This is a genomic window from Kitasatospora purpeofusca (assembly GCF_036010405.1).
GTDB classification, from domain to species: Bacteria; Actinomycetota; Actinomycetes; order Streptomycetales; family Streptomycetaceae; genus Kitasatospora; species Kitasatospora purpeofusca.
Genome location: NZ_CP108561.1, coordinates 127,030 through 153,306, shown reverse-complemented (window position 1 = coordinate 153,306; position 26,277 = coordinate 127,030). Strand labels below are relative to the sequence as shown.

Sequence of the window (26,277 nt, the reverse complement as noted above, 5' to 3'; positions counted from 1 at the left end):
ACTGATCCCGGTACCCGAAGGCGTGGACCGCCTCCAGGCGCCCGGGTTTCGGCCGGCCGCAGGGTTCCGCAGACGTGCTGCCTGGCTCAGTCGATGGTGAGGGTGGCGATGCTGTCGATCCTGGAGACTGTTCCCAGGCCGAGGGTGCACGCGAGGACAGCCGCCGAGGGAGCGACGAGTTGGTAGACGGCTGTGTCGCCGGTGAACAGGCCGGAGGTGACGGTGCCTGTCACCGTGGTGGTGAGGGCGGCTCCGGCGAGGTTGACGGTTCTGGTCCCCGTGACGACGGTGGTCGCGCCGTTGTTCCAGGTGAAGGTGATGACGGTGGGGGCGGAGTTGAGGAGGGTGGGGCACGAGTAGGAGGAGATGGTCACCTGGTGGACGGTGACAGGTGCCGAGTTGATGGCGGGCACGCTCAGTGACGTACAGGTGTTCAGGTCTCGGGTGATGGTCACGGTGGTGCTGGCCGGGGTCAGGCTCAGGGGAGGCGAGTACGTGGAGGAGTCGCTGCTGGGGGCCGTGCACAGGACGTCTCCTGCGGCTGCCTGAGCCGCTGAGCCTGTCGTGACGGCGGCTGTGGCCAACGTCAGCGCGCCGAGCAGGCCGATGACAGGGTTCCGCTTCATCGATGAGTCTCCTTACTGGTGTCCGAGGTCCCGGAGCCCGTTCCTCGGCAGTCGGCGGCTGTCCTGCCGCAGGTCGGTGCCGTGGTGTGCGCGGAGTCCTCGAAGCGGGTGGTACCTACAGGTCGAGGATGGCCAGGGCTCCGGTGTAGTCGAGCTCGGAGACTCCGGTCGTCGAGCAGGCGTCGAGCTGGCTGTTCAGTGCGGTCGCGGTCGCGTTGACCACGGCGCCCTGGAAGGTGCCGGCGGTGATGCTGCCGATCAGCTCGACCACCGTCGTGCCGTTGACCACCCTGTTGTTGATCCGGGTGAAGCTGAACGTGCTGGTGGCGGAGTTGTTCCAGGTGTAGGTCTTGGTGCCTGTCGGGAACTGCAGCAGGTCGGTGCAGCCGAGGGTCACGGTGTACTGGTCGGAGGTGGTGGCGGACGTGTAGCCGGGAGGAAGTCCGGTGCACGACGCGGTGCCGCTCGCGTTGACGGTGATGCCCTGCGGGGTGTTGACGATCGCCGGGCTGTAGGTGGCCGTCGTGCTCTCCGTGCAGGTCAGGAGGGCGGTATCGGCGTTGGCGGGGCCGGCCGGTGTCAGTAGCGCTGCCAGGGCGGTGGCGGACAGTGTCGTGGAGAGCCGGAGGGAGAAGCGCATTCTGTCTCCTGACGTCAAGCGCATGATGGGGGTCGCATCAGGGTGACCCGCTCTGCCCTTCGTGCCCAGAGGCGCAGGCGGACCTGATTCGGCGCGCCCGGTGCGGCGCCGTGCCGACCCGGTACAGCTCCGCGCGCTCCGGAGCCGGGGACACCGGCCCGGTTGTGCGCCGGTGACGTCGGCAGGAACCCTTTCAGGGGCATCCGTCGGTCGCCGATCACTGTCGGTCTGCCGGACCCGGGTCCTGCCGCGCGCACCGCTGAACGCTTCGGCGATTCTGTACACCGAGAGTGCGGTCAGGGTCTGTGTCGCCCGGTGCCGAGCCGCGAAGCTGACGGAACCGGCAGAACCACCTCGGTCGGTTCGAGCCACTTCGCCGGGTGCCACCAGTCGCACGACAGAGGAGTGCAGCCATGGGCCGAAGCGTCACTCGTCGTACCCGCACAACCGCCTTCTGCGCGGCGGCGCTGACCGCCGCCGGGGCATGGATCGCGGCCACCCCGTCCGCCACCGCCACCACCGCCCTCGTCACGTGTCCGCTGGGCACGGAGACCATCACCTACACCCCCGGGCTGAAGCTCCCCGCCCTGCCGCCGGCACCCCCCAACCCCTCCGTCTCCCTCAGTGCGAGCGGCACACTGGCGGCCTGCGTGTCGCTCGACCTGAACCACACCTCCGGAACGATCACCTTCACCGGCGGCGGGCCGCTCACCTGCCTGGGCGGCAACTCCACCGGCAGCGGCCGGGTCACCTGGTCCAACCTCGGAACCACCCCCTCCGACTTCACCTTCACCGGCGGAGTGTCGGTGCGCCCCGACGGTGTGACCGTCCTGGTCCTGTCCGGCAGTGTGACCGCCGGCGACTTCACGGGCGCCGCCGTGGTCAACACCATCGTTCTCGCCAGCACGGACCTGACCGCATGCCTGACCCCGGCAGGGCTGACCACCAGCTCGGGCCCCATCACCCTCACACTGGCCTCGCCCTGAGCACATCGAGACCCGCCACGGATCCTGGCGAACCGGGCCCGCGCCACCACCCGTTCGTTCGCCCGACGAGGAACATGACTACAAGGCCGCGCGCAAGGAGGCTGCCCGGCTGATGAGGACTGCGGGTCCGGTCGCGCCACGGCTGCGGTGCCCCGGCGGACCACCGTCGCCGGCCCGGCGGCGGCCGGGCCGCGGACAGCACGCGACGGAGAGCTGGAACGCGCCCATGCCCCAGGATCCGGCTCAGCGAACGCGAAGCCCATCCGGAACCGTTCCGCCGGCTGCAGGCCGATCAGCCTCGCCTTTGCCTGACCGGCCCCACCACCGGGGCCGTGGTCGGAGTCGGCAGGCGGCCCGTCAGGAGAGACAGCGGCACGTCACGACCGCTGCTGCCGCGAGTGTGGCCGAGACTGCCAGCAGCCCCCACTCCAAGCCGGTGTCGAAGGCGTCGGTAGTGGGGGCGGCCAGCGACTGCCGTCCGGGTGCCACGGACGGCGGAAGCTGCAGCGCCTCCTGCCGCTGGCCCGGCCCGATCTGCGCGCCGGGCCCGTCCGGAGAAGTCAGGGCGTGGCGGTACCCGGCCGTGAGTACGACGGAGACCACAACGACCCCCACGGCCCCGCCAAGCATTCGGGCAGCTGCGAGGACTCCCGTCGCCAGCCCTGCCCCGTCGGACGGTACCGATCGTGAAACAACTATGCCGACGCAGGAGTTGAGGATCCCGGCGCCGGAACCGAAGATGAGGAACGCTGTCAGCTGCGCCAGGCCGGGGCCTGTTCGCAACAGAGCGGACAGCATGCATGTGCCGCCCACAACGGCTGCCGCCCCGACAGCTGCCGTACGGCGAGCTCCGCAGCGCGACAACATGCGGCTGCTCGCTGCGGCCGCGAGAAGTAGCGCGAGCGCCGCAGGGGTCATCAGCAGGCCAGCCCGCAACGGTGCGGCGCCGGCCGATCGCTGCAAGTACATGGCGTAGAAGAAGGTGTAGCCGTTGAAGACGACGAACAGTACTCCACCCAGGACCGCGGCGGCCCGTACCGGACCGGGATCGGGCGCACCGGACCGGTGTCGGAGCGCGCCGCACCCCCGTGCCCGGAGGCTCGACGATGACCGAGCCGACCAGCACCGTTCACCTCCGGATAAACGGCGCCGACCACACTGTCGAAGTGACGGACCGCCTCCTCCTGTGCGACCTGCTGCGCCGTGACCTGCACCTGACCGGTACCCACATCGGGTGCGAGGTGGGGCAGTGCGGCGCCTGCACCGTTCTGCTGGACAGCCACCCGGCCCGCTCCTGCCTCGTACTGGCCGTCGCCGCGTCCGGCAGTGCTGTCACCACTGTTGAAGGCATCAGCCCGGCCGACGGCAGTCTCAGTCACCTCCAGGAGTCGTTCCGAGCCCGACACGCCCTCCAGTGCGGCTTCTGTACCCCGGGACTCCTGATCGCCGTCGCCCACCTCCTGGACCACTGCCCCACGCCGGACCGCGACCAGGTCCGTGAGGTGCTCACCGGTCACCTCTGCCGCTGCACCGGCTACCAGCCCGTGATCGACGCCACCGTGTCAGCAGCGCGCCTGCCACAGCCATCGGTCCGCACCGAATCCGCCAGGAGCACACCACCGTGATCGGCACCAGCCACCCACGCACCGAGGACCACAGGCTGCTCACCGGCCGCGGCCGCTTCACCGACGACCTCGGCCCCACGGCCTACAGCTGCGCCGTCGTCCGCAGCCCCCACGCCGCAGCCGAGATCGACGTGGTCGACTGCGACCGAGCCCGCGCCCATCCGGGAGTGGTCGCCGCCGTGAGCTACCAGGACCTGCCACCCTCCATGCGCCGTCGGCTGCCGCTGCTCATCCCGCACCACGACCTCACCCATCCCCGCACCGGCCACGTGCTGGCACACCGCGAGGTCCGCTACGCGGGGGAGCCGGTCGCCCTGGTGGTCGCACGTGACCGCTACGCCGCACAGGACGCCCAGGAACTCGTCCGCGTCCGCTACCGGCCCCGGCCTGCGGTTGTCGGGCTCGGCGCAGCCGACCGGGCAGACCACCTGGTGCACCCGGACATCCCCGGCAACACCGCCGCGCGCCACGCCCAGCACACCGGCGACGTCCCGGCCGCCATGGCAGGGTGCGCCCCACCGGCTCCGCCTGCGGCTGGAAGTTGAACGCAGCACCGCGGCCCCGCTGGAGCCCCGCGCCACCCTCGCCCGCTGGGACCCGATCCGTCGACACCTGCACCTGATCAGTAGCTGCCAGGCCCCGCACGGCGTAGCCGCAGCCGTGGCCGCCTTCCTCGACCTCCCGCGCGACGCCGTCACCTGCACCGTGCCCGATGTCGGCGGGGCCTTCGGCGGCAAGCTCGTCCACCCCTGGCCCGAGGAAGTGCTGACCGCCTGGGCCGCCCACCACCTCGACCACCCGGTCGCCTGGACCGAGGACCGCACCGAGAACCTCACCGCCACCAGCCAGGAACGCGGACAGCGACACGAGGTCGAGGTCGGCTTCGACAACGAAGGACAAATCCTCGCCCTCGACCTGCGTTTCCTCCATGACACAGGGGCCTACACCCCGTACGGCATCATCGTCCCCCATGTCACCGCCACTCAGCTCCTCGGCCCGTACCAGGGGCACGAGACCGTCCTCGCCCAGGTCGTCGCGGCCGAGCTCGGCTGTGACATCAGCCAGGTGACCGCCGACACAGGCCGGACTGACCTCGTCCCGTTCGGCGCAGGCACCTACGCCTCACGCACTGCGGCCGTCACCGCCTCCGCGGCGGCCGAAGCAGCCCGCCAGGTGCGAGCGAGGGCGCTGCAGGTCGCCGCCGAGCACCTGGGCCGCCAGCCCGAGGCCCTGGTCCTCCGCGACGGCATCGTCGCAGGCCACGACCCGACAGAGGAACTGACACTCGCCCAGATCGCCGTCCTTGCCAACCCCCTGCGCTACTCCTTCGACACCGTGTCCCTCGTGGCCACGCAGTTCGCCAGGCCCCGCCAACGGCCCGCCCTCGCCCCAGGAGAGCAGCCTGGCCTCGACTCCACCGCCTACTTCGCCCCACGCCGGGCCACCTGCTCCTACGGTGTGCACGTGGCCGTGGTCGAGACCGATCCCGAGACCTGCCGGACCACGGTCCTTCGTTACGTGGTCGTGCACGACTGCGGGAATCCGCTGAACCCGATGCTCGTCGAGGGCCAGATCCGCGGCGGCGTCGCCCAAGGTCTCGCCGGCGCGCTGTTCGAACGGATCGTCCACACGCCCGAGGGCAACCAGCTCACTACCACCTACGCTGATCTGTTGACACCGGGGGCGGCCGATGTCCCGGACATCGAGATCGACCACCTGCGGCACCCGACCTCGCTGAACCCGCTCGGCGCCAAGGGAGTCGGCGAGGCAGGCGTGATCCCGGTGGCCGCAGTGATCGCCTCAGCCGTGGAAGACGCCCTGGGCACGGTGATCGACCGGGCGCCGATGCTCCCGGACACCCTCCACCACCTTCAGGCCACCGTCGAACGGAGCGGTCGATCGTGAACGGCCCCCTGAAGCTGACCGGTCAGGCCGATGAACTGGCAGGAATAACACTGGAATTGGGACTGGAAGTTCCGGCCCGCACAGACCCACCGGTCCGCCGGGTGCTGCTGTGGGCACGAGAGGGCACCCAGTGGCGGCTCACCTCTGTGCTCCAAGCCCGCCCCGGCTCGGTGCAGCGGATCCACGGACTGCGCCCGGACACCGACCACCGGGTCTGTCTCGACCGCGGCCACGGCAGGGAAGCGGAGGAAGTGGTCATCACCTTCCACACGCCCGTCGGCTCCTCCCGCCTGATGGTGACGGTGGTCGTCCACTGCACTGGCTTCGAGGCCGCCGCGCTGGTCGACCCCCTCGAATCCTGACGGGTACTACGCGCGGGCCATTAACCCAAGGTGCCGTCGTGACGCGCGCTGAAGGCCCCGGGTACCCGGCTCAGGGTGCCCTGCGCGAGTCGGCCATGAGGGCGGCGCCGACCCGTGCGACGGACTCGAACCCACCGACGGACCGCCACCCGTCAGTTGGTGCGTGACCGCCAGGTCCGCTGTCCGCGTGAGGTCAGGACAGCCATGCACCGAGGCGCCCGATTCCTCCCTGTGCCGTCCTGGTATTGGCGCGCACAATGGGCATACTGGCGTCGCATGAACGCCGGGCCCCGACCTGGAGGCGGTTCTGGGGCGGTGCCCCGAAGGGTGGAGGTGTCCAGAGGCCTTCGCGCCGGTGACGGAGCGCCAGTACGAGCAAGCTGCTACGAAGCCCGCGCCGGGCCGCTCGCCGCCGACCTGCGGCAGCCCTCGGGCGGTCCTGTCCCGCCGTAGAAGTCGACCCCGGCCCGAGTTGCGGCGCGGGTTTCGTCGCATCCGACCGAGGACCCGAGAGCTGTCGCACAACTGCCGGACTCCAGCGGTCAAGGGCGCGTTGCTGTTCGAGTTTGCCGACGCGTGCGAGCGCGAAGGCTGACCAGCCACGATGTCATCGTCAAATCCTGCCGCAGGTCGTACCGAGGCGGACCGCCGCTCGCCGGCATCGCCGGACGCAAGGGCGACCGCATGGCCAGTGAGCGTGGACTGCGTTCGAGGAGATCGCCGGCCACGGCGGTGCCGACAGTCCCACGGCCAGCGAGCCGCTCGCACTCCGGGGGCCGGGCCGGTTCACCCGGGCCCGCGACCTCATGACCGGGTGCGGCAAGTCCCGAAACGGTACCGGGCCCTTCCGCGCGGGCAGATCCGGCGTGCTCCGGGGTGCGGCCGTGCGGAGTGCTCGCGTCGGCGGTCGTCTACCTGCGGGCTGTCGTTCTCCTCGGGAGCGGTTGTCGCGGCCGTCCTCCCGCAGGGTCCGGGGGTGCGGGACCGGGGTCACCGTCGGCCCGGGCGCGGCCGACCGGAAGGGCCCGTGCCAGGGCGCGGGTGACCTGGTGTTTGCGGGCGGCTCGTTCCGGCTGGACCAGGGAAGTCAGCTCCGGTCGGGGCGCCGGGGTGTGGGGCGGCCGTTGACGTTCGGGTCGGCGGCCGATGCGCCGGTCGTCGACGTCGCTTCGGGCGCCGCGGAGTGTTGGAGGGACCGCAGTACGGCCAGCCCCTGGCTGACGATGCCGGCTGCGATCTGGTTCACCCCGTCGGTGCCGTTCAGGACGGTCAGATCGGCGCCCGCCAAGCCTCGGGCCGCCGCGTCGGCGAGCCCGGGCAGGGCCTCCACGATCCGGTTGGCCGCGATCAGCTCCTGGTTGCCGTCCCGTAGCGACGTCGCGCGGGCGGCGTTGGCGTCCGCCTGGGCCTGGGCCAGGGTCCGTTCCGTGTAGGCGCCGGCGTCGGCCTCGAACTTCACCCGGTCGCGGTCCGCCTCGGCCAGTGTCCGCCTCCGGTAGGCCTCGGCGTCGGCCGGGCGCCGCACCTCCGCCTCCAGGCGCTGCGCCGTCAGCGCCGCATTGCGCTGCGCGAGGGCGGTCTGTTCCTCGGTGACCTCCTGGGTGGCTCGTGCCTCGGCGAGCGGACCGGCCTGGGCGGCACGTGCCCTGGACTGCTCGGTCTCCGCGAGGAAGCCGGCCCGCTTGATCGCGGTGTCCCGCTCGTACTCGGCCTTGAGCGCGGCGGCCTGCTGCTCCCGTTCGCTCGCCTCCTGATCGGCCTTGGCCTGGGCGATCCGGGCCTGGCTGGCCACCGCCGCCGCGTGTGGTGCGGCGAGGTTGTTGATGTAGCCGGTGGCGTCCTCGATCTCCTGGATCTGCAGCGCGTCCACCACGATTCCGAGCTTCGCCATCTCGCCGTGACTGCCTGCCATGACTTCCTGGGCGACCCGGCTGCGTTCCCTGATGATCTGCTCCACGGTCAGTCCGCCGATGATGGAGCGCAGGTGGCCCGCGAAGATCCGTCCGACCAGTTCCTGCATCTGGTTCTGCTCGGACAGGAAACGTCGGGCGGCGTTGGCGATCGACACGGCGTCGTCGCCGACCTTGAAGACACAGACCGCGCGGACGGTGAGCCGGATGCCCTGCTGGGTGACGCAGTCCTCGGCGATCTCCGCCTCCTGCAGGGCGAGGGACAGCATGCGGGCCTTCTGCTTGACGGGAACGACGAAGCTCCCGTGGCCCGTGACGATCCGGAACTGGGTGTCCTGCGACTGCCGCTTGGAGCCGGAGATGAGCATGGCCTCGTTGGGCGCGGGCACGTGCCAGAACAACATGACGAACCACCTGACCTGCAACAGATTGACGAGGGCCGCAGGCGCCGCCGGACTCAGGGCGGCAACGGCTCGACGAGTACCGACCGGGCGGAGATCGTGTCGGTCACGACCACCCGGGCGTTGACCGCGATCGGCCGGGCCGACCAAGCCGCGAACACCTCCGACCCGCCGCGCAGGCCGACCAGCACCTCGCCCGGCCCGTCCGTCGGGATCGGCACCGTCACCCTTCCGACGGCTCCGACCGGGCTCTGCCCGGAGTCATCGGCCGCGCGCATGACAGCCCGTGCCATGCGGCACGACGGCGCAGTGGGCGACCGGAGCACGTACGGTCACGGGCAGCACCCCTCCTGGAGGCACCGGGCCCCGGTCGAGTCCTACGGCAGAGTGCCTGCGGGCAGCGCACGCGTCGCGACCGCCCCGACCCCTCCCACGGTACTCCGGCCGCAGCAGGGTGGTGGTTTCTCGGGTGCCCGGCCCGGAGCCGACCGGCCCGGCTCGGAGGCTGGGCCACCAACTGCCCGTATCGGCGGATTCCGGGCCGCTCGGACGACGTCGACAGCGTCGTCGAGGTGGCGGGCGATGTCGGCAGGGGGCCAGTACTACCAGGAGTTTGTTCGAGCCTGGACAGGCCGAACGGACGGCACCCTCCTGCGCACCCTCGGCTTCAGCGGCACCGTCCCCACCGTCTACCAGGCGCAACGCGACGGCCTACTGCAAGGAGACCGGTGCACTGCGTCGCGGTGGACCGGGCTCCCGCTGTCCGCCACAGACGCCGTGCACCCGCCGCAGTACGACGCGCACCAGTCCAGCCACGAGAGCACCGCCGCCCGGCGGGCGTTCCAGGTGTCGACCGCCACGGTGCCCCGCAGCAGTTCCGGGGCCTCGCCGATCTCGTAGTCCGCGACCGACCCCAGCGGGCGTGACTCCCGGCGCGCTCCGACCAGCAGACCGCGCTCCTGGACGCGTTCCACCGGCATGCCGACACCGCCACCGGCGGACCCATTCGTTCCCGCCGGCCGCGCTCCGAAACTATGCCTGACCTGCGGCGACACATTCGTCACTCTCGGAAGGAGAACGGCTCCCCAGGTCATATCCGCAGGTGAGAGGGTTTCCGGCGCCGGCGTGGGACGGGGTCGGGACACGGCTGTGCGGCGGGCTGCTGACCCATCTCAACGAGGTACGACGAGTCTCGCCGAACGTTGACCGGCGGCAGCCGTTCGTCACAGGGACGTTCGACGGCCGCTCCTTCTGCTCACGGTGCCGTCGCGAGCGAGCCTTCTCGGTCTTGCGGTCCTCCGTGGCTAGCGTGGTTGCTCCAGCTCACGTGTGTTTTGAGGAGAATCCCTTCATGGCCAAGATCGCCCTCTTCGGTGCCGGCGGCACCATCGGCAGTCGTGTCCTTCGGGAGGCGCTGGGCCGTGGCCACCAGGTCACGGCCGTCGTCCGCGACCCCCGGAAGATCACCGAGCAGCACCCGAACCTCACGCTCGCGACCGGTGACGTCCTCGATCCCGCTTCGGTGGCTGCCGTGGCCAAGGGCCAGGACGTCGTCGTCAGCGCTGTCGGCGGGGGTGACGGCCCTGGCCACCAGGCGACCATCAGGCCTGCTGCCGAGGCCTTGGTGGAAGGCCTGCGCTCGCTCGGCGCGGATGCCCCGCGGCTGATCGCTGTCGGCGGTGCCGGTTCGCTGCGTACGCCGGGCGGCACACAGGTGTGGGACGCCGAGGGGCTGCCCGGGTTCGTCCTGCAGATCATGCACGCGCACGGTGACGCACTGGACTTCTACCGCACCATCGGTGACGTCCGGTGGACCTGTCTGAGCCCTGCCGCGCAGATCGAGCCGGGCGAGCGTACCGGCACCTATCGCGCTGCCCTCGACGACCTGGTCGTGGACGCCGACGGCAGGAGCCGGATCTCCGCCGAGGACTACGCGGTGGCCCTTGTCGACGAGATCGAGCACCCGGGGCACGTGGGAGAACGCTTCACCGTCGGCGCCTGACTCGACTGCCCGGCCCCGCGCCGCTGGCCGGGGAGCGCTCGGGTCTCCTTTGCCCACTCATACGTCATCGTGGCCCGCTCCAGGGGTGTCGTCACCGGGCCTGTGGCCTGGTTCGGACGGTGCGGGCCGGAGGATGTGGTCGGGGTCGCCCGGGGCGATGAACCGCGCGTCCGTGTTGTCGTTCGCGTTGAGGTGGCCCATGGCCGTGGACCACATCTCCGCGGCCTCCGTGCCACGGCGGCGCAGCAGGTCGGAATGGCGGACGAGGATGTCGTGGGCGTTGACCAGTTCGTTCTTGTCGTCGCCGAAGTCGGCCTCGCCCTCGCACGCACTCGCCGGCTCGTCGGCGACGGTGGCGTGGGCGTCCAGGTCTGCGCACGTCGGCGGTACCCGTTGGGCCGCCGGTGCCCGGCTGCGCCGCTCGGCGTGCCGGTGGCGGTACGGGGTTCCCGCCCGGGGCCGTCCAGCCGTGCGGGACGGCACACGACGCGGTACCTGATTCGAGGAGCTGACCTGTGGGCCTGACAACGTTCAACGGTGTTCCCGTACACGTCCTTCTTGTGCACGCTGTCGTGGTTCTGGTGCCGCTCACCGCTCTCGCGCTGCTCGCCTGCGCACTGTGGCCCGCTGCGCTGCGTCGCTTCGGACTCGCTCTGCCGCTGCTCGCGCTGGTCTCGCTCGGCTTCGTCCCGCTCACTACGGACGCCGGCGAGTGGCTGGCGGAGCACGTGCGCGAGAGCGCTCTGGTGGAGCGGCATACGGAACTGGGTGACGGGCTTCTGCCGTGGGCCGTCGGGCTGTTCGTCCTCGCGGCAGTGTTGGGCTGGGCGGCGTGGCGTCCGGACCGGTCGCCGGTCTGGCTGTCGGTTGTGGCGCGGCAGCCCACCGACCGGACGGCCGTCCGGGTCAGGGCCGCAGTGGTGGCGCTCGCGGTTCTCCTGGGCACCGGGGCGGTCGTCCAGGTGTATCGAATCGGCGACTCCGGCGCGCAGGCCACCTGGCAGGGCGTCAGCACCGCAACCACGAACGGGGCCGGACGCCTGAACGGCTGATGTGCGGTTGGACGGAAACGGATGTCGGGTTGCCTGTCGCGGCCTCCGGGTTGGCGGGTCGGCTTTGGGGCGCCTGGAGGCGGTTGGACGGCAGCAACATCCAACCGGTCTTTTTGGGGCTCTTCTGCTCCATCTGTGGGTCGCTGAGGCGCGTCTAAGCTTGGCGTTTAACCTCGCTGCGCTTGGTGATCCTTGATCGATTCGGCGCGTTTCACGGTCTTGCCGACGTCGTGGTGCTTGGCGCGGTTCTTGTTCTTCGAGCCTGCGGGCCGTCCCGGCCCTGGCCGGGACGGTTTCGGTGCGGCCGCCGGACGGGCCGGAGGCTGTCGCACGGCTTCCCCCGTCCGCGAGTCAAGAGCGATTCGATGTTCGGTTCAAGTCGTCGTGGGGACGTTGGAGTCTGGATCGGTGGGGCGGAACTTCCTGCTGTGCGACCGCGAACGTGATCTTGAGATGCCGAAGAGTGCCCGGGAGTGGCTGCCGCCAGGGCACTTGTGTTGGAGAGTGCTTGAGGTGGTCGAAGGGCTCGACCTCTCGGCCTTCGAGGGCGGCTATCGTGCCGACGGGCAGGGCGGCGTCGCCTACCCGCCAGCCGCCTTGGTGGCGCTGATCTTCTACTGCTACAGCAAGGGCATACGCTCCTCGCGCGGCATCGAACGGGCCTGCTGGGACGATCTGGGCTGCCGGATCATCACCGCGAACCGCGCCGTGGACCATTCCACCGTCGCACGGTTCGTCCAGCGTCACCGCGACGCGCTGACCCGGCTGTTCGTGCAGGTGCTGGCCCTGTGTGGCAGTCGTGGGCTGGTCGATCTGTCGGCGGTCGCGGTGGATGGCTCGCCGATGGACGCGAACGCGTCCCGTGACTCCAACAAGCAGTTGCCGCGTCTCGAGACCGTCATCGCCCGGTGCGAGGACGAGATCAGCGCGCTCATGGACGACGCGCGCGACCATGCCCGGCGCGTCGAGACCCGCGACGCTACGGACGCCGACGACGAGCCCCAGCGTGACGACTGGCCGAGGATGTCACGCCTGTGTGACCTGCTCGCCAGGGCTCGCACGGCCCGGGACCGGCTCCACCAACGCGCCCTGCCGTCCGCCAACGAGATAAGGATCAAGGTTCAGGCAGCCGAACGCATCGTGGCCCGCGCGGAGGAGCGGTTGACCGCGGAGACTGCGGCCCATCAGGAGAAACTGAGGAAGTACCAAGCACGGACCGAGGCCGACCGGGAGGCAGGGCGCCGGGCCGCCAACGGTCGACCGCCCGTGCCCATGGAGAACAAGACGGTCCTGGTCCGGCAGCGGGCCCGACTGGCGAAGGCCCTCGCTCACCTGGAGCGGGCAAGCAGCCCCGAGCCGATGCCCTCCCCGACCGCCGTCGCCAGCCTGAGCGATCCGGACTCACGGCTACAACTGGGCAAGCACGGCGGCTACCTGCAGGGATACAACCTGCAGATCGTCTGCGCGCGCCGCCAGATCCTGCTGGCCATCGACCTCCACGACAACCCCTCGGACCGCACCGCACTGATCCCGATGGTCAGGAAGACCCAGGAGAACCAGCGCGCGGCAGGTCTGGCGGGCGACATCCTGCTCTGGCTCGCGGACAGCGGATACGCCAGCGCCGCCTCCTTCGAGGAGCTCGCCGACCTGCCGCTGCTGGTCTCGGTCACCAGCGAGGCTGACCAGGCAGGCTTCCCCGCGAAGCGCCAGACCGCCCCCGCCGGCCAACAACCCATGGCCGACCGCCTGGCGACCCCGGCCGGCCGGGCCCGGTACCGCCAGCGCAGCGCTCTCGTCGAGCCTGGCTTCGCCCAGCTCTTCCAGCGGTTCGGCCGACACCTCAACTACCGCGGACGCCGAGCTGTCGACACCGAGATCAAGCTCCTCGGCACCGTCCACAACCTCAGCAAACTCCTTGTCGGCACCACGAAATCGCGCTCTTGACTCGCGGACGGGGGAAGCCGTGCGACAGCCTCGCCGCGGTCGCGCGGATGTTTCGAAACCCGCGCCGGACCCGGGCGGGGGTCAGACGGCGGGGCCCAGGCGACCGTTCCCAGGGGCGGCGTAGGTCTTCGGCGAGCGGGCGGGCGAGACGGAGCTGGGTGTGGGCGGCGATGACCAGCCAGGTCCACAGGTCGGCGCTGTCGGCGTGGCGGATCTTCGGAGCGGTCCAGCCGAGGGTCTGCTTCATCAGCCTGAAGGTGTGTTCGAGATCGAATCTGCGAAGGAACGCCTGCCACCAGCGGTCCACGTCCGCCGGCGTGGCGGCGGTTGACGAGACCCAGAGCCAGACCGGCTTCGGGTCGCGGTCGCCCGGCAGGCGCTCCACCTTGAGGCGCATCAACGTACCGTGAAGGATGGGCAGTTCCTCCTCGGCCAGGTCCAGCCAGGGGCCGCGGTGGGTGAGCCGGGGGTGCATCCGGTCCCAGGCCATCGCCTCGGCCTTGCCGTAGCGGGTGGTGTCGGTGGCCGTGGTGATCTCGGGTTCGTGCCAGCTGTCGGGCCGAGCGAAGGACAGGACGCCGCCATGCTTGCGAGGCCGGCCGCCCTTCGGGCCGGAGCGGGCGGGCCCGGCGTCGCGGAGCATCACGCGGTCCGAGCGCAGTCTCCCGACCAGCACGACCGGCAGGTCCGCAAGGGCGTGGGACAGGTAGGCGACGTCGTAGCCGGAGTCCATGACGACCCAGATCTCGGGGTCGCCGTCGTGCCACTGCCCGGCCTGTCTCAACCTGGTTACCACGTCGCGAAGTTGGTCGGCGGTGACTGCGGTCGCGTCATCCGCCCGCCCGAGGCGCACGGCGTCCAGCAGCGCGGTCCAGGAAGTCCGGCCGGTCTCCAGGGCCGCGACGAAGGAGTACGGCCAGCCGGGCACGAACTGGTCCTTGCTGCGGCCCCCGCGCCCGTAGACGTGGCAGAACAGCCGGTCGTCGCTGGTGGGGGCGTCGGGCCGGAGCCAGTTGCTCACGTCAACGGCCAGCACGATCCGCCCGTCGGCCGCGCGGGGCAGCGGCAGGCCGGCCAGGGTGCGGCGCAGGCGGGCGGGCTCGCACCAACCCCGGTCCAGCGCGGCGTACAGGGCTCCGTGCCCGCGCCGATGCTCGATGGCCAGCGACAGCTCGACCAGCGTCTTCACCGGCCCGTCCGTACACAGCACCGCGTCGGTGAGCTCGAAGAGCGCGTCCTGGCGGGCGTAAAGACAGTCGTAGAACTCGACCCGAAAGCGGGACAAGACGTCCAATGCCGCACTTTCGGGCGCATCGACCGGGAGACTCATAGGCAGCGGCCGTTCTCTCGTGCTTCGTGACTCGACATCTCGAAGCGTGGAGAACGGCCGCCTCCGCTGTCCCGGGAAGAACCGCAGATCAGCAGGTCGGGTGACCTGCGAGGTTAAACGCCAAGCTAAGTGGCTGTTGTCTTTCCGGGCTTGAGGGCTGCGTTTCCGCTGGTCGGGCATAGGGTCGGTGGTCTCGGGGAGTGGTGACGTGTCGTGTCGTCGCCCTGGTGGAGGTCGGGATGCCGTCGGTCGTTGGGCTGCTGGAACAGCGCGAGCTCTCCGCTCGCCGTCGTATGGACGATCTGCGGGAGGAGGCCGACCGTATCCAGGCCGAGCTGGTCGTGGCCGAGCGGGAGTGGAACGAGTGGGTCATCGCCCGCTCACGCGTCGGCGAGGTGCTGTCCCCGGGCGACGCCGTCGGCCCGGATGTCGCAGGGAATCCGTCGGATCACGGTGAACAGCCGGCGCTGCCTGCGTCTTCGGAGGCGGTGAAGCGGAAGTCGGTGGTGCCGATGTGGCGCGCGGGTCTGGCCTGGTCGGCGTTGTCGGCGGACTACCAGCGCATCCTGCAGATCCTCGCGGACCGGAGCCGTCTGGGCCAAGGCCCGCTGACGTGCCAGGAGATGGCCGGCTGCTTCGGCCTGGACCCGGTGCCCGCGAAGATCGAGGCGTTGCGGTCGAAGGCGAAGCGGCTGACAGCGCGGGGGTGGCTGGCCGAGCCGGCACCGGGCCGGTTCACGCTCGCGAAGGCCGTGGCCGGGCAAGGCGGCGGGTCATGAGCGTCGTCATCGACCAGTAGACCATCGCCTCCGCGCTGCTGACGGATCGTTCGAAGTCCCGTGTGAGGCGGCGGCTTTGCATCAGGTGGGCGAAGAACCGCTCCACGATCCACCGCTTGGGCAGCACGACGAAGCCGCGCATGTCGTCACTGCGCTTGACGATGGCGAGGACCAGGGCGAGGGCGGCCAGGCAGTACTCGACGAGGCTGCCCGTGTAGCCGCCGTCGGCCCAGACCAGCGCCAGCCGGTGGTGCGCGGCGGCCACCTGGGCGAGCAGAACCCGCGCGGCGGCGCGGTCGCCGACATCTGCGGCGGTGACTGTCACCCCCAGCAGCAGGCCGAGGGTGTCGACCACGGCGTGCCTCTTGCGGCCGTTGATCAGCTTGCCGCCGTCGAAGCCGCGGCTGTCGGCGCCGACGACGGCGTCCGCCTTCACCGACTGGGAGTCGATCACACCGGCGCTCGGCTCCGGCTCCCGCCCGGCCCGCTCGCGGACCTTGCGGCGGAGCCGGTCGTGGAACTCCTTGACCAGACCGTGGTCGCGCCAGCGGCGGAAGAACGCGTAGACCCGGTCCCACGGCGGGAAGTCGGCCGGCATGGCCCGCCACTTCGTTCCGTTGTCGACGAGGTAGCGGACCGCGTCCAACATCGCGCGGTGGCAGTACGCCTCCGGCTGCCCGCCCCGCCCGCGCAGCCAGCCCGGCACCGGCAGCAGCGGCCGCACCACCGCCCACTCCGCATCGGACATGTCCGTCGGGTAGTGGCGCGCACGGACCCCGTGATCGGCGGCGTTCCCGAACCGGTGTGCCAGGCAGTCACACGCGAGAGTGACCGAAGTGGACCCCGCTCCCGCGATGCCGTAGAACTGCGACAACAGGGCCTCCTGGACCGCTCTTTGGCGTAGACACCCTTCGAGCTACCAAGAGGCCCTGCTTTCATGCGCGCCGGCCGCCGCACTCACCCGATCGAGACTCCCGTTCGACCAGCACACCTCAAGATCGGAACGACAACAGCCACTAACGCGGGGCACGCCGTCCCCTGTGCAGATCTTGAGGTGTCGAGACTCAGAATCTGGGGTGCAGGGAGAACGGCGTGCGGTTGACCACGGTATTGAAGGCGTTGGTCGGATGCGAGCAGGCAGTGCCGGAGGAGGTGCGGTTTGAGGAGAAGTCGCAGGTCATCGTGGTCACTGTCCGGCCCAGGTCTCGGGCGCGTCGCCGGTGCGGGATCTGTGGAAGCCGCTGTCCGGGGTTCGACGCCGGTGCGGGGCGGCGGCGCTGGCGCCACCTGGACGCCGCCGGCCTCAAGCTCTACCTGGAGGCCGACGCACCTCGTGTGACCTGCGGGCGGCACGGGGTGGTGGTCGCCGCCGTCCCCTGGGCCCGCCACGATGCGGGACACACCCGAGACTTCGACCAGCAGGTCGCCTGGATGGCCACCGAATGCTCCAAGGCGGCCACCGCCCAGCTGATGCGGACCTCCTGGCGCACGGTCGGCGCGATCATCACCCGCCACCAGGCCGACGCCGATGCCGGGATCGACCGGCTCGCCGGCCTGCGGCGTGTGGGCATCGACGAGATCTCCTACCGGCGCGGGCAGAAGTACATGACCGTGGTGGTCGACCACGACTCGCGCCGCGTGGTGTGGATGGCCGACGGCCACGGCAAGGACGTGCTCCGCTCCTTCTTCGACGCACTCGGCGCCGACCGCGCGCACCGGCTCACCCACATCAGTGCCGACGGCGCCGAGTGGATTGCCGACGTGGTCGCCGAGCGCGCTCCGAACGCGGTCCGGGCCATGGACCCGTTCCACGTCGTGGCCTGGGCCACCGAGGCCCTGGACGAGGAACGCCGCTCCGCGTGGAACCGGGCCCGACGCGAGGCCGCGGACCCCGAACTCGCCCGACGCCTCAAGCACTCACGCCACGCGTTGTGGAAGAACCCCGAGGACCTCACGCCCCGCCAGCAGGTCAAACTCGCCTGGATCGCGACCAACGACCCCCGCTTGCACCGTGCCTATCTGCTGAAGGAGGGCCTGCGCACGATCTACCGGATCGCCGCCGACGAGGGCGTCGAGGCCGCTGTGAAGGCCCTGGACCGATGGCTGTCCTGGGCTGTCCGGTCCCGCCTTCCGGCCTTCACCGACCTCGCCCGCAAGATCAAGCGCCACTACGAGGCCATCCTCCACGCGATCGTCGAGAAGCTGTCCAACGGCCTGATCGAGTCCACCAACACCAAGACCCGCCTGATCATCCGCAGAGGCTTCGGCTTCCGATCCGCCGAGGCCGTCATCGCCCTCGTCATGCTCTGCCTCGGCGGCAACCGCCCCACCCTGCCCCGACGCCAACTCGCATGACCAGACCCACAGGTCCAACACAAGAGCCTCTTTTTGGGGGGTCGATGGCAAAGCCGTTCAGGGTCCAGGGATCGCGGGCTGTCCGCACACGTCACAGCACACGACAAGAGCCGAAGTCAGTATCGACGTCCCCGCCGTCGGCCGCACCCCCGGTAGAACCGGCCTCGCCGCCATGCTCGACGACGCCCGTCTGTCCCTGCGCGACCTCGCCTACCTCACCGCCGCCGTCAGCGACAACACCGCCGCCGACACCCTGTGGGACCAGATCGGCCTTGAGACCGTCAACCGCACTGTCGCCGTCCACACGCTCCGCGACCTCATCGCCGCCATCGCCGAGGACACCGGCCCCGACTCCCCGGTCGACCCCGCCGTGGTCGCCCGTCTCAGAGTCCTCGACCCCTCCTTCACCAACCACAGCACCCCCCCCCGCGAGGTCTTCCAGGTCTTCACGCGTCGAAAGGAGGCGCCCTCCTTGCCGAGCAGAACCCGCAGGCCCTCGTGGCTGATGTCGTCGACCACCCCTCCGCGACCACGAAGTCGGCGGCCTGGCCAAGCTCCAGGTCGAGCACAGCGGGCCGTGCTCGGACGGGTCGGACTTCGCGGTCTTCCTGATCCCGCGGCGCTCGGGCAGCGTGAACGTCCTCGGGCGCCCGCCTTCGTACTTGGGGTAGAGCAACGCCCGCCAGGGCGCCAAACCAGAACAGGGGGAAGACCACTCATACGGATGGCAGAGCAGGCTCAGACGGCCCAATGCCTCTTACGAGGCCGGACAATCGGCGCGTGACTGGTCCTGCCGGTGAGGCGTTGCCCACCTACCCCGTCCTGCTGGGCGGTGTGTCCGTCCCCGGCGAGGGCTGGGTGCACTGGCCCCGCAGCAGCACGATGCTTCACGATACCTACGACGTGCTCGCGCTCAAAGCCCGCCTCGACCACGGCCGCGCCCGGCCGGGCGACGATACCGATCCCCGGCTGGCTGGAAGGGTGGCACGCTCGACACCTGCGCAGGCGGACACGGCACTGTCGCTGGCCCGTGCGGCGCAGCCCTCGTGGGCGCGGGTGCCGTTGGAGCGTCGGCTGGCCTTCGTCAGCGCGTTCCACGATCTGCTGCGGGACCGGGCCGAGGAGTTCACCGCGGTCCTGGTGGCGGAGGGGCACCCCGTCCGGGTGGCCGGGTGGGCGCTGGCGGCCGCGCTGAACCTGACCCATCCGGGCACCCTTGAGCATGCTCGCTCGGCCATGGTGTGGGAGGGCGCGCAGGCGGGAAGGCGAGTACGACTGGTACGAAAGCCCGATGGCGTGGTGTGCCTCGATCCGGCGCGCAACGCGCCCCTGCTCACCGCGCTGGCGGGGGTGCCCACCCTGGGCGCAGGTAACGCGTTGATCGTCAATGCCCCGCCGTCCGTTCCACTCAGCGTCGCGTATGTGTTCCACACCATGGTCGCCCCACTGCTGACCCGGTTCGAGGCACCGCCCGGAACGCTCAGCATGCTGTGCGCGCCGGCACGGCCGGTGCTGCGCACCTGGCTGGCCTCTCCCGACTGCGACGACATCTTCTTCTTCGGCGGCTCCCGGCAAGGCGCCGAACTGACCCGCTCCTGCCTGGAGTACGGCAAGAAACCCGTCATGGAACTGGCTGGCAACGACGCCCTGGTGGTCTGGCGGGATGCGGACCTGCCCCAGGCTGCCGAAGCCGCGCTGGAGCGCTACCAGGGCTCGGGCCAGCTGTGTCTGGCGCCGAAATTCACCCTGGTCCACCCGGCGGTGGCACAGGAGTTCACCGCACTGCTGCGCAGCCGAGTCGAAGCCCTGCGTGTGGGACCGCCCGAGGACCCCGACGTCGTACTCACCCCGGTGATCAAACGCGCTGAGTGCCAGGACGTCCTCGACGACGCTGTGGCCAAGGGTGCCGAGCTGCTGTGCGGGGGCGAGCTGGTCGACGTCCACAGCAAGCCCTCGCGCCGGGGACCCTTCGTGCGGCCAGTGCTGCTGCGGGTGGGGGACCTGCGGGCGGCTGCGCAGATGCGGGCCGTCGCCGAGGAGACATTCTTCCCTCTGATGTGCGTGATCGCACCGCAGGACACAGCGAGCGACACACCGGCCGACGACGAAGGGCTGCTGGAGACCTTCCTCGCCTTCGTCAACGCCAACCGCTACGGGCTGCGCAACTCCCTGTGGGCCCGAGATCCGCACGTCATCGAACGCTTCACCGACGAGGTGACCAACGGTGGCGTGCTGAAGGTCAACGACAGCCACATCGCCACCCTGCCCGTCCTGCCCATCATCGGCGGAACAGGACTGTCCGGCGGAGTATTCGGCGAAGCCAACATCCCGTTCCTGCGCACCACCCGCCTGCAGGGGATCAGCATCGGTACCGGCGCGGCAGAGCACTTCGACCACCTCGCGACCACCACCCTGCCCCGGCTCCCCCCGCCGCAGCCCGGCAAGGGCCCCTCGCACCCCGGGCCCGCCCACTCGCCCGAGCACACCGGCAACCGGGAGCAAGCGGCTGCCCAGGAGCTCACCGACCATCTCGGGATCTGACCCAGAACCCCAGGCCCGAACCACCGCGACGCGCACGAGAGAGGCACCGCCCATGACCGCACTGTCCGGAACCGACCTGCTGCACCACAAGATCGACGCCTGCTTCCACCACTTCGACACCGATGACAACGGTTCCATCGACCGCGACGACCTGCTCACCCTCGGCTCCCAGCTGCTGTCCAGGTTCGGTGAACCCGCCACCTCGCCCAAGGGCACCGCGCTGATGGACGGCATGGTGCGTTTCTGGGACGCCTTGACGGCCGCAGGCGACCGTAACGGGGACGGCAGGCTTTCCCGCGAGGAATACCGGACGTGCATGACCGGCGCGTTCGTCACCTCCGCCGACGGCTTCGACGCGTCGCTGCGGCCCCTGGCCGAGGCGGTCTGCTCGCTACTCGACACCGACGGCGACGGAGGTGTCGACGAGCAGGAGTTCCAGGCCTGGCAGGAAGTGTTCCGCACCGCGCCCGAGAACCGGGCTGCCGCCTTCCGCAAGCTGGACGCCGACGGCAGCGGCCGACTGAGCGTCGAAGAACTCCTCACCGCCATCCGCCAGTACTACATCAGCCCCCATGCCGACGAGGCGGGCAACTGGCTGTACGGCCCCGTGGCCTGATACCGGCCCTCGCCGCGCCGGGGCACCTCTCCGACGGATACCACGGCGCGGTACTGAACCTGTCCAGGTGGACTCTCTCGATCGCTCATCCGGCCGCCAGGGCCACCCAGCAGGCGGCGGCCGACGGTGCTCGTCAATGAGATGGCTTCCAGCCGCCGACCCGGATGCCAGGTCAGCGGCGGGGGACGACGGCGACGGGGCAGGCGGCGTGAGGGACGACGGTGGCGTCGAAGGCGCCCTCCAACACCCCGTCCTTCCCCTCTCGGTGGCTGACACCGACGGCGCTGGCGCCGGACCGGGCGGCCGGACCCTTCGTTCCGGCCGGCTGCTCGTACTCCCGAACCAGGGCAGGACACGGAGGTGCTGGTCACCCCCGGTGCCGCCGTGTCGGCTTCCTGGGCGGGCGGAGACGGGAGAGGCGCTCCAGGGCGGTCTGCCAACGCTCCCGGGTCTCACCGACCACGTTCTCCCATTCTCGTCGCACCTCGTCGTCGGGCGGGCGGTCACCGCTGCGGATACGCCCGAGTTCGTCGCTGACCTCCCGGCCCAGCGCTGCCGACCCGACGATGACGAGCACGACGCCGAAGAGCGCCGACAGCATCGCGAACACCGTGCCCACAGCGCCGTACCGGGTGACGTAGGAGCTGAACAGGCGCGGCACGTAGAACGTCGCGCCGACGGAGTAGACAGTCGTGAGTACGGCCGCGATGCCGCCGAACGGCAGAAGGTCCCGCCAGACGATCCGTTTCGCAGTGAGGATCCAACCGCTCCAGACGAGGAAGACCCCCGTCAGCGGTGCTTCGATCAGATAGGCCCCGGCCTTGAGGCGTGCACCGCCCATCACCGCGTAGAGCCAGCCGCTCGCTGCCAGGTACACCACGAAGGCAAGGGCCCACCGCACATCGTTCGGCGTGTTGCGCACGCTGAGCGGCTTGAGCTCCCACGTCTGCTCGAACAACCGCTGCACCGCTCGCGCGAAGCTCAGTACGGAGACCATCAGAAACAGAGCCCCGAAGATGCCGATGCTGGTACTCGTACCGGCGGGCGACGAGAACACGTGCCTGACCGCGTCGGCTCCGCCTCCGGTGAGGCCGTAGCGGTCGATGATCCGGTCCGCGACGTCCTTGTCCGCGATGCTGGACAGAACTGCACCGCAGACGATCGCCAGCGGGACCACCGCTGTCAGCATGCTGGACGCCAGCGCCATCGAGCGGTCGAAGCCCGCGATCCTCTGGAAGCGGTTGACGACGCGCAGGGCGAACGCCGGACGGAGCCAGAACGTCAGCGTTCTGACAAGGCGCTCGCGGTTGATGTGTACCGTCCTTCCCTCCCACCTCCAGGGAGGCCGTAGCAACACGTAGCCGGACCGCCTCGTGAAGGGGAGACCGGGACAGCATCGCGCATTACCGCCTCCTGGCGGTGGACGCGAGCGGCGCTCGATCAGGGATGTCGCAATGTCACACGGACGGGCGTGATGAGCGAGTCGCACGTCGAGGCTCTCGACCTGATCGCGTGGCTGCCGGGCCGGGCCGGGCCGCAGGCCGTCGGCGATGTCCGTGGCGTCGCGTTCCGATCCCGGTCACCGTGGCGCAGGGGGAGTGGCCGGTGTCGTACCGGGCGTCGTGCGGTCGTGCTGCCGTCGCCTCGGTGGGTCGGGCCGTGGCAGTGCGTCGCTGGGCTCTCTACTGCCCCGGTCGGTCGTCGTTCGGGTTTCGGCGGATGAGGCGTCGTGCGGGGATTTCGGCCGGCACGGCCGTCGTTGCCCGTGCGGCGCTCTGTCCCTGCGGCGCGGCGAGGCGCGCGCCGTAGCGTTTGGCCAGTGGGTCGGCGGTGAGGCCGTGGGCGAGGACGCTGAGCAGCACGGTGAAGGCGATGACGGCGGTGGTGGCTCGGGCGGCTGGCCCGTCGAGGTCTTCGAGGGCGAGGAGTGCGAAGACGACGGAGGCCAGGCCGCGTGGTCCGAACCAGCCGATGAACAGGACGGCGGGCCGGCCGAGGTGGGTGCCGGCGAGGGCGACGGCGACCGGCAGTATCCGGACGGCCGTGAGGCTGAGTACGGCGTACAGCGCTGTCTGCCAGGTGAGTGCCTCCAGGGCCGGTACGACGGCGATCACGCCGAAGAGCAGCCAGACCAGCAGGGAGAGCAGGGCGCCGGTTTCCTCGAGGTAGGGGACGAGTCCGGTGGCGGGGCTGCCGGCGGCGGTGAAGGCCAGGCCGCCGGTGAAGGCCGCGATGAAGCCGTTGCCGTCCAGTGCGACGGAGGTGGCGTAGCAGCACAGGGCCAGGCCCAGGACGGCGGCGCCGGCGAATCCGTCGGCGACCCAGCCGCGGTTGCGGCCCAGTTCGAGGAGCCGGCCGCCGCCACCGCCGACCGCGGCGCCGACCAGAAGGCCGATCGCGAGTTCGGCGACGGCCTTCCCGGGCCCGGTGTCGCCCACGTGCTCGGCAGTGGACGCCCCAGCGATGGCGACCAGTACGACGGGGGTCGCGATCCCGTCGTTGAGGCCGCTCTCGATGTTGAGTACCCGTCTGATCCCGGCCGGAACGGCAGGGTTGACCATGACGGCGGAGCCCAGCGCCGCGTCGGTGGGCGCGAGCGCCGTGCCGACGAGCAGGGCGAGCCAGACGGTTCCGACGCCGGGCAGGATGAAGGCGAGCAGTGTGCCAAGGGCGATGGACAGTGGCAGACCGATGCCCAGCAGTCGCAGGCACAGTCCCAGGTCGGGGCGCAGTTGGCGCAGCCCGATCCGGGAGGCGTCGGAGAACAGCACCAGCGCCAGGGTCGCCTCGGCCAGGACCTTCACCAGTTCCGGGCCGGGGGTGATCCCGAGCGACGTCAGCGGGCCGTGGGTCAGGAGGACGCCGGCGGCGGTGAACACGATGGGCGCGGTCATGTCGAAGCGCTCCAGCCGCGCCGACAGCATCCCCCAGACGAAGACCAGCCCGGCGACGATCGCCAGGTCCGAGTCGCTCACCGTGCCACCTCGGGCAGGCTGTTTCCGCCATGGCCTCCAGTGGGCCGGCCCGACCGCCCCGCTGGTGGCCAGGCTGACGAGGTGGCCCGGGGCGGAGGGACGCTGCTCGACCTCTGCCTGCCACAGGTGTGCGGTGTCGCGGGGTGGCGAGTTCGTTGACGGGCAGGGTGTCGACGATGGTGAGGACGCCCGTCGCCGAGCGCCTCCATCCGCGCGGCGCGCAGATGACGCCCGGTCCGTACCTCCCCTGGTTGTTCATCTGTCATGGCTGCAGTGTGGCAGCCGCGCCCTCTGGGACGGCGCAGGTGAACGGTGGTGCGGAGGCTGTGTTCATCTCCTCCCCAATGTCGCGCCGTCGCCGTACACGCACAGCATCTGCTGGCCGGCGGCGCTGTTCGCGAGCAGGGTCAGATGCCGGGCGGTCCCTTCAGGACCAGTGTCGGAGTACCTGCCCCAGGATCGGCTTCGGCTCCGGCATGACCTGCTGGCGGCGCCTGGCAGCCTCGAACGAAGCCGGCGTGTGGGACCGACTCCACCTGGTCCTGCTGCGAGAGCTCCAGGTCGCCCGCGGCTCGGCCCACAGGTTAGGGTCGCGGTCTTGCCGCGGCTGAGTGGAGTCGCTGCCGCCCTGCGTCGACGGGTGCCAATTTTTCAACGGGGGCGGCTGCCTTTCGGCGTACCCATCGGTCCCACGACCGCTCAGCGGACCAGGACGCGTTCACCGGAGCGGGGGACGACGGCCGTCCAGCCGAGTTCGCGGTCGATGCGGTCGCGCAGGGCCTGCGATCCTTCGGGCTCGCCGTGCACGAGGTAGGTGGCGCTCGGAGGTGGGGCGTGGCGCAGCCACTCGATGATCTCGGCGGCGTCGGCGTGCGCCGAGAAGGCGGGCACGTTGACCACCTCGGCCCGTACGGGGACATAGGTGCCGTACATCTTGAGCACGCGGGCGCCGTCGACGAGGTCGCGGGCGCGGGTGCCGGCGGCGGCGTAGCCGACGATGATCACGGTGTTGCGCGGGTCGGGCAGCAGTCTCCGCAGGTGGTGGACGACGCGTCCGCCGGTGGCCATGCCGGAGGCCGAGACCAGGATCGAGGGCACGCTGGAGTGCTCCAGGGCCAGGGACTCCTGGAGGGAGTGGATGAGCGTGAACGGTTCGGGGTCAAGGGCTGAGGCGCCTTCGTCGAGGATCTCGGGGCGCAGCTGGCCGGAGCGTCGTGCGAAGGCCTCGCGGTAGATCTGCAGGGCGGCCAGGGCCATGGGGCTGTCGACGTACACCGGGGCGTTGGCGGGCAGCCGCCCGGTACGGCGCAGCTCGGCGAGCTGGTGGAGGACGACCTCGGTGCGGTCGACGGCGAAGGAGGGGATGACGACGGTGCCGCCGCGGGCGAGGGTGCGGCTGATCGCGGCGGCGAACCATTCGCGGGCGGCGGTCTCCTCGTGGTGGCGGTTGCCGTAGGTGGATTCCATCAGCAGGACGTCCGCGCCGGTGAACGGTTCGGGTGGGCGCAGTAGCGGGTGGACGGGTCGGCCGAGGTCGCCGCTGGCCGCGAGGGTGTGTCCGTCCTCCAGGGTGAGGTGGGCCCAGGCGGAGCCGAGGATGTGGCCTCCGTGGTGCAGCCGGAGGACCATGTCGCCGGTGATCTCGACGTCGGTGTCGAGCTGGACGGGGTCGAACATGCGCAGGGTGTTCTCGACGTCGTCCTTGTCGTAGAGCGGTTCGGCGGGGCGGTGCTTGGACCAGCCGTGCTGGTTGGCGTGGTCGGCGTCCTCGCGGAGCAGGTGGGCGCTGTCGCGCAGGATCAGCTCGGCGAGACGCGCGGTGTCGGGGGTGGTCAGGACCGGTCCGCGGAAGCCGTCCCGGACGAGTTTGGGCAGGTAGCCGCAGTGGTCCAGGTGGGCGTGGGTGAGGACCACGGCGTCGATGTCGGCCGGGTCGAGTGGCAGCGGGCGGCGGTTGCGGCGCCGCAGTTCCGCCAGGCCTTGGAACATGCCGCAGTCGACCATGACCCGGGCGCGGTCGGTCTCGACCAGGAACTTGCTGCCGGTGACGGTGCCGACCCCGCCGAGGAAGGTCAGCAGGCCCGGGCGGGGCTGCGGATGAGGGGTGGTGGCGTGTGTCGTCATGGCGACCTCCTGGGGGAGTGGTCACTTCCCATGATGGCGAGTGGAGGCTCGGTCGGCGCGGGCTGCATCGGTCCTGGCGGTGGGACCGAACGGCCCTGTGCGGT

General features: G+C 70.6%; 23 protein-coding genes and 6 pseudogenes. 15 read left to right on the top strand and 14 right to left on the bottom strand.

What is annotated here, in order from left to right:
- Positions 1–86: 86 nt before the first annotated feature.
- Both OG715_RS00750 and OG715_RS00745 read right to left on the bottom strand, forming a co-directional pair.
- Positions 87–626 carry a hypothetical protein gene (locus OG715_RS00750; RefSeq protein ID WP_327063527.1) on the bottom strand — a complete coding sequence of 180 codons (540 nt, stop codon included), beginning with the start codon at positions 624–626 and terminating at the stop codon, positions 87–89.
- A gap of 115 nt (positions 627–741) precedes the next feature.
- A complete protein-coding gene (locus tag OG715_RS00745; RefSeq protein WP_327063526.1) occupies positions 742–1,266 on the bottom strand; it encodes a hypothetical protein in 525 nt (174 codons plus the stop codon).
- A gap of 413 nt (positions 1,267–1,679) precedes the next feature.
- On the opposite strand from OG715_RS00745, the gene OG715_RS00740 reads away from it, so the two are divergent.
- Complete coding sequence (locus tag OG715_RS00740; RefSeq protein ID WP_266315390.1) at positions 1,680–2,252, top strand: hypothetical protein; 573 nt, start codon at positions 1,680–1,682, stop codon at positions 2,250–2,252.
- 357 nt (positions 2,253–2,609) lie between these two features.
- Here the strand turns inward: OG715_RS00740 and OG715_RS00735 are convergent, their stop codons facing one another.
- Positions 2,610–2,867, bottom strand: a complete 258-nt coding sequence (locus OG715_RS00735; protein ID WP_327063525.1) for a hypothetical protein — start codon at positions 2,865–2,867, stop codon at positions 2,610–2,612.
- Positions 2,868–2,873: 6 nt separating this feature from the next.
- Positions 2,874–3,272, bottom strand: a pseudogene (locus tag OG715_RS42335) (MFS transporter); the annotation flags it as partial.
- An 86-nt stretch (positions 3,273–3,358) separates the two neighbouring features.
- On the opposite strand from OG715_RS42335, the gene OG715_RS00730 reads away from it, so the two are divergent.
- From OG715_RS00730 to OG715_RS00715, 4 genes are read left to right on the top strand one after another with little or no spacing between them, the layout of a single operon-like run.
- On the top strand, positions 3,359–3,877 hold the full coding sequence (locus OG715_RS00730) for a (2Fe-2S)-binding protein (protein WP_327063524.1): 519 nt from the start codon (positions 3,359–3,361) through the stop codon (positions 3,875–3,877).
- Positions 3,874–4,422 carry a hypothetical protein gene (locus tag OG715_RS00725; protein ID WP_327063523.1) on the top strand — a complete coding sequence of 183 codons (549 nt, stop codon included), beginning with the start codon at positions 3,874–3,876 and terminating at the stop codon, positions 4,420–4,422. The genes OG715_RS00730 and OG715_RS00725 overlap by 4 nt, the downstream gene beginning before the upstream one ends.
- On the top strand, positions 4,406–5,782 hold the full coding sequence (locus OG715_RS00720; protein WP_327064196.1) for a molybdopterin cofactor-binding domain-containing protein: 1,377 nt from the start codon (positions 4,406–4,408) through the stop codon (positions 5,780–5,782). Before OG715_RS00725 ends, OG715_RS00720 begins: the two co-directional genes overlap by 17 nt.
- A complete protein-coding gene (locus OG715_RS00715) occupies positions 5,779–6,144 on the top strand; it encodes a hypothetical protein (protein WP_327063522.1) in 366 nt (121 codons plus the stop codon). Before OG715_RS00720 ends, OG715_RS00715 begins: the two co-directional genes overlap by 4 nt.
- Before the next feature lie 1,087 nt (positions 6,145–7,231).
- On the opposite strand, the gene OG715_RS00710 is transcribed toward OG715_RS00715, so the two are convergent.
- Both OG715_RS00710 and OG715_RS00705 read right to left on the bottom strand, forming a co-directional pair.
- Positions 7,232–8,458 carry an SPFH domain-containing protein gene (locus tag OG715_RS00710; protein WP_327063521.1) on the bottom strand — a complete coding sequence of 409 codons (1,227 nt, stop codon included), beginning with the start codon at positions 8,456–8,458 and terminating at the stop codon, positions 7,232–7,234.
- A 53-nt stretch (positions 8,459–8,511) separates the two neighbouring features.
- A complete protein-coding gene (locus OG715_RS00705) occupies positions 8,512–8,676 on the bottom strand; it encodes a hypothetical protein (protein ID WP_327063520.1) in 165 nt (54 codons plus the stop codon).
- Between the two features lie 361 nt (positions 8,677–9,037).
- Here OG715_RS00705 and OG715_RS42330 point away from each other — a divergent pair, with 361 nt between their 5' ends.
- Positions 9,038–9,355, top strand: a complete 318-nt coding sequence (locus OG715_RS42330; protein ID WP_407661159.1) for a hypothetical protein — start codon at positions 9,038–9,040, stop codon at positions 9,353–9,355.
- Here OG715_RS42330 and OG715_RS42325 read toward each other — a convergent pair.
- A pseudogene (locus tag OG715_RS42325) lies at positions 9,247–9,510 on the bottom strand (hypothetical protein); the annotation flags it as partial. The gene OG715_RS42330 and the pseudogene OG715_RS42325 sit on opposite strands and share 109 nt — an antisense overlap.
- Before the next feature lie 296 nt (positions 9,511–9,806).
- On the opposite strand from OG715_RS42325, the gene OG715_RS00695 reads away from it, so the two are divergent.
- A complete protein-coding gene (locus OG715_RS00695; protein ID WP_327063519.1) occupies positions 9,807–10,457 on the top strand; it encodes an NAD(P)-dependent oxidoreductase in 651 nt (216 codons plus the stop codon).
- 57 nt (positions 10,458–10,514) lie between these two features.
- On the opposite strand, the gene OG715_RS00690 is transcribed toward OG715_RS00695, so the two are convergent.
- Positions 10,515–10,940 (bottom strand): hypothetical protein, encoded by a 426-nt coding sequence (locus OG715_RS00690; RefSeq protein ID WP_327063518.1) that lies wholly within the window; start codon positions 10,938–10,940, stop codon positions 10,515–10,517.
- A gap of 32 nt (positions 10,941–10,972) precedes the next feature.
- On the opposite strand from OG715_RS00690, the gene OG715_RS00685 reads away from it, so the two are divergent.
- Positions 10,973–11,509, top strand: coding sequence for a DUF2231 domain-containing protein (locus tag OG715_RS00685; RefSeq protein WP_327063517.1), 537 nt, complete (start codon positions 10,973–10,975; stop codon positions 11,507–11,509).
- Between the two features lie 513 nt (positions 11,510–12,022).
- Entirely contained in the window at positions 12,023–13,453 is a 1,431-nt protein-coding gene (locus tag OG715_RS00680; protein WP_327063443.1) for a transposase, read from the top strand.
- Between the two features lie 40 nt (positions 13,454–13,493).
- Here OG715_RS00680 and OG715_RS00675 read toward each other — a convergent pair.
- Positions 13,494–14,783 (bottom strand): annotated as a pseudogene (locus OG715_RS00675) (NF041680 family putative transposase); the annotation flags it as partial.
- Between the two features lie 239 nt (positions 14,784–15,022).
- On the opposite strand from OG715_RS00675, the gene OG715_RS00670 reads away from it, so the two are divergent.
- On the top strand, positions 15,023–15,562 hold the full coding sequence (locus OG715_RS00670; RefSeq protein ID WP_266274513.1) for a hypothetical protein: 540 nt from the start codon (positions 15,023–15,025) through the stop codon (positions 15,560–15,562).
- On the opposite strand, the gene OG715_RS00665 is transcribed toward OG715_RS00670, so the two are convergent.
- Positions 15,519–16,310 carry an IS5 family transposase gene (locus OG715_RS00665; RefSeq protein ID WP_266274514.1) on the bottom strand — a complete coding sequence of 264 codons (792 nt, stop codon included), beginning with the start codon at positions 16,308–16,310 and terminating at the stop codon, positions 15,519–15,521. The genes OG715_RS00670 and OG715_RS00665 overlap by 44 nt on opposite strands.
- A gap of 344 nt (positions 16,311–16,654) precedes the next feature.
- Between OG715_RS00665 and OG715_RS00660 the strand changes: the two genes are divergently transcribed.
- Together OG715_RS00660 and OG715_RS00655 are read left to right on the top strand one after the other, a co-directional pair.
- Entirely contained in the window at positions 16,655–17,917 is a 1,263-nt protein-coding gene (locus OG715_RS00660; protein WP_266273001.1) for an ISL3 family transposase, read from the top strand.
- Positions 17,918–18,089: 172 nt separating this feature from the next.
- Positions 18,090–18,173 (top strand): annotated as a pseudogene (locus OG715_RS00655) (serine hydrolase); the annotation flags it as partial.
- Between the two features lie 170 nt (positions 18,174–18,343).
- Here OG715_RS00655 and OG715_RS00650 read toward each other — a convergent pair.
- Positions 18,344–18,590 (bottom strand): annotated as a pseudogene (locus OG715_RS00650) (IS630 family transposase); the annotation flags it as partial.
- A gap of 107 nt (positions 18,591–18,697) precedes the next feature.
- Here OG715_RS00650 and OG715_RS00645 point away from each other — a divergent pair.
- A complete protein-coding gene (locus tag OG715_RS00645) occupies positions 18,698–20,458 on the top strand; it encodes an aldehyde dehydrogenase family protein (protein WP_327063516.1) in 1,761 nt (586 codons plus the stop codon).
- A gap of 52 nt (positions 20,459–20,510) precedes the next feature.
- On the top strand, positions 20,511–21,074 hold the full coding sequence (locus OG715_RS00640) for an EF-hand domain-containing protein (RefSeq protein WP_327063515.1): 564 nt from the start codon (positions 20,511–20,513) through the stop codon (positions 21,072–21,074).
- Positions 21,075–21,441: 367 nt separating this feature from the next.
- Here OG715_RS00640 and OG715_RS00635 read toward each other — a convergent pair whose 3' ends face one another.
- Positions 21,442–22,431 (bottom strand): YihY/virulence factor BrkB family protein, encoded by a 990-nt coding sequence (locus OG715_RS00635; RefSeq protein ID WP_327063514.1) that lies wholly within the window; start codon positions 22,429–22,431, stop codon positions 21,442–21,444.
- 325 nt (positions 22,432–22,756) lie between these two features.
- Positions 22,757–24,049: a cation:proton antiporter gene (locus tag OG715_RS00630; protein ID WP_327063513.1), complete on the bottom strand. Its 1,293-nt coding sequence runs from the start codon at positions 24,047–24,049 to the stop codon at positions 22,757–22,759.
- Between the two features lie 458 nt (positions 24,050–24,507).
- Between OG715_RS00630 and OG715_RS00625 the strand changes: the two are divergent.
- Positions 24,508–24,615 (top strand): annotated as a pseudogene (locus OG715_RS00625) (IS5/IS1182 family transposase); the annotation flags it as partial.
- Positions 24,616–24,748: 133 nt separating this feature from the next.
- Here OG715_RS00625 and OG715_RS00620 read toward each other — a convergent pair.
- Entirely contained in the window at positions 24,749–26,173 is a 1,425-nt protein-coding gene (locus tag OG715_RS00620; protein WP_327063512.1) for an MBL fold metallo-hydrolase, read from the bottom strand.
- Between the last annotated feature and the right edge of the window lie 104 nt (positions 26,174–26,277).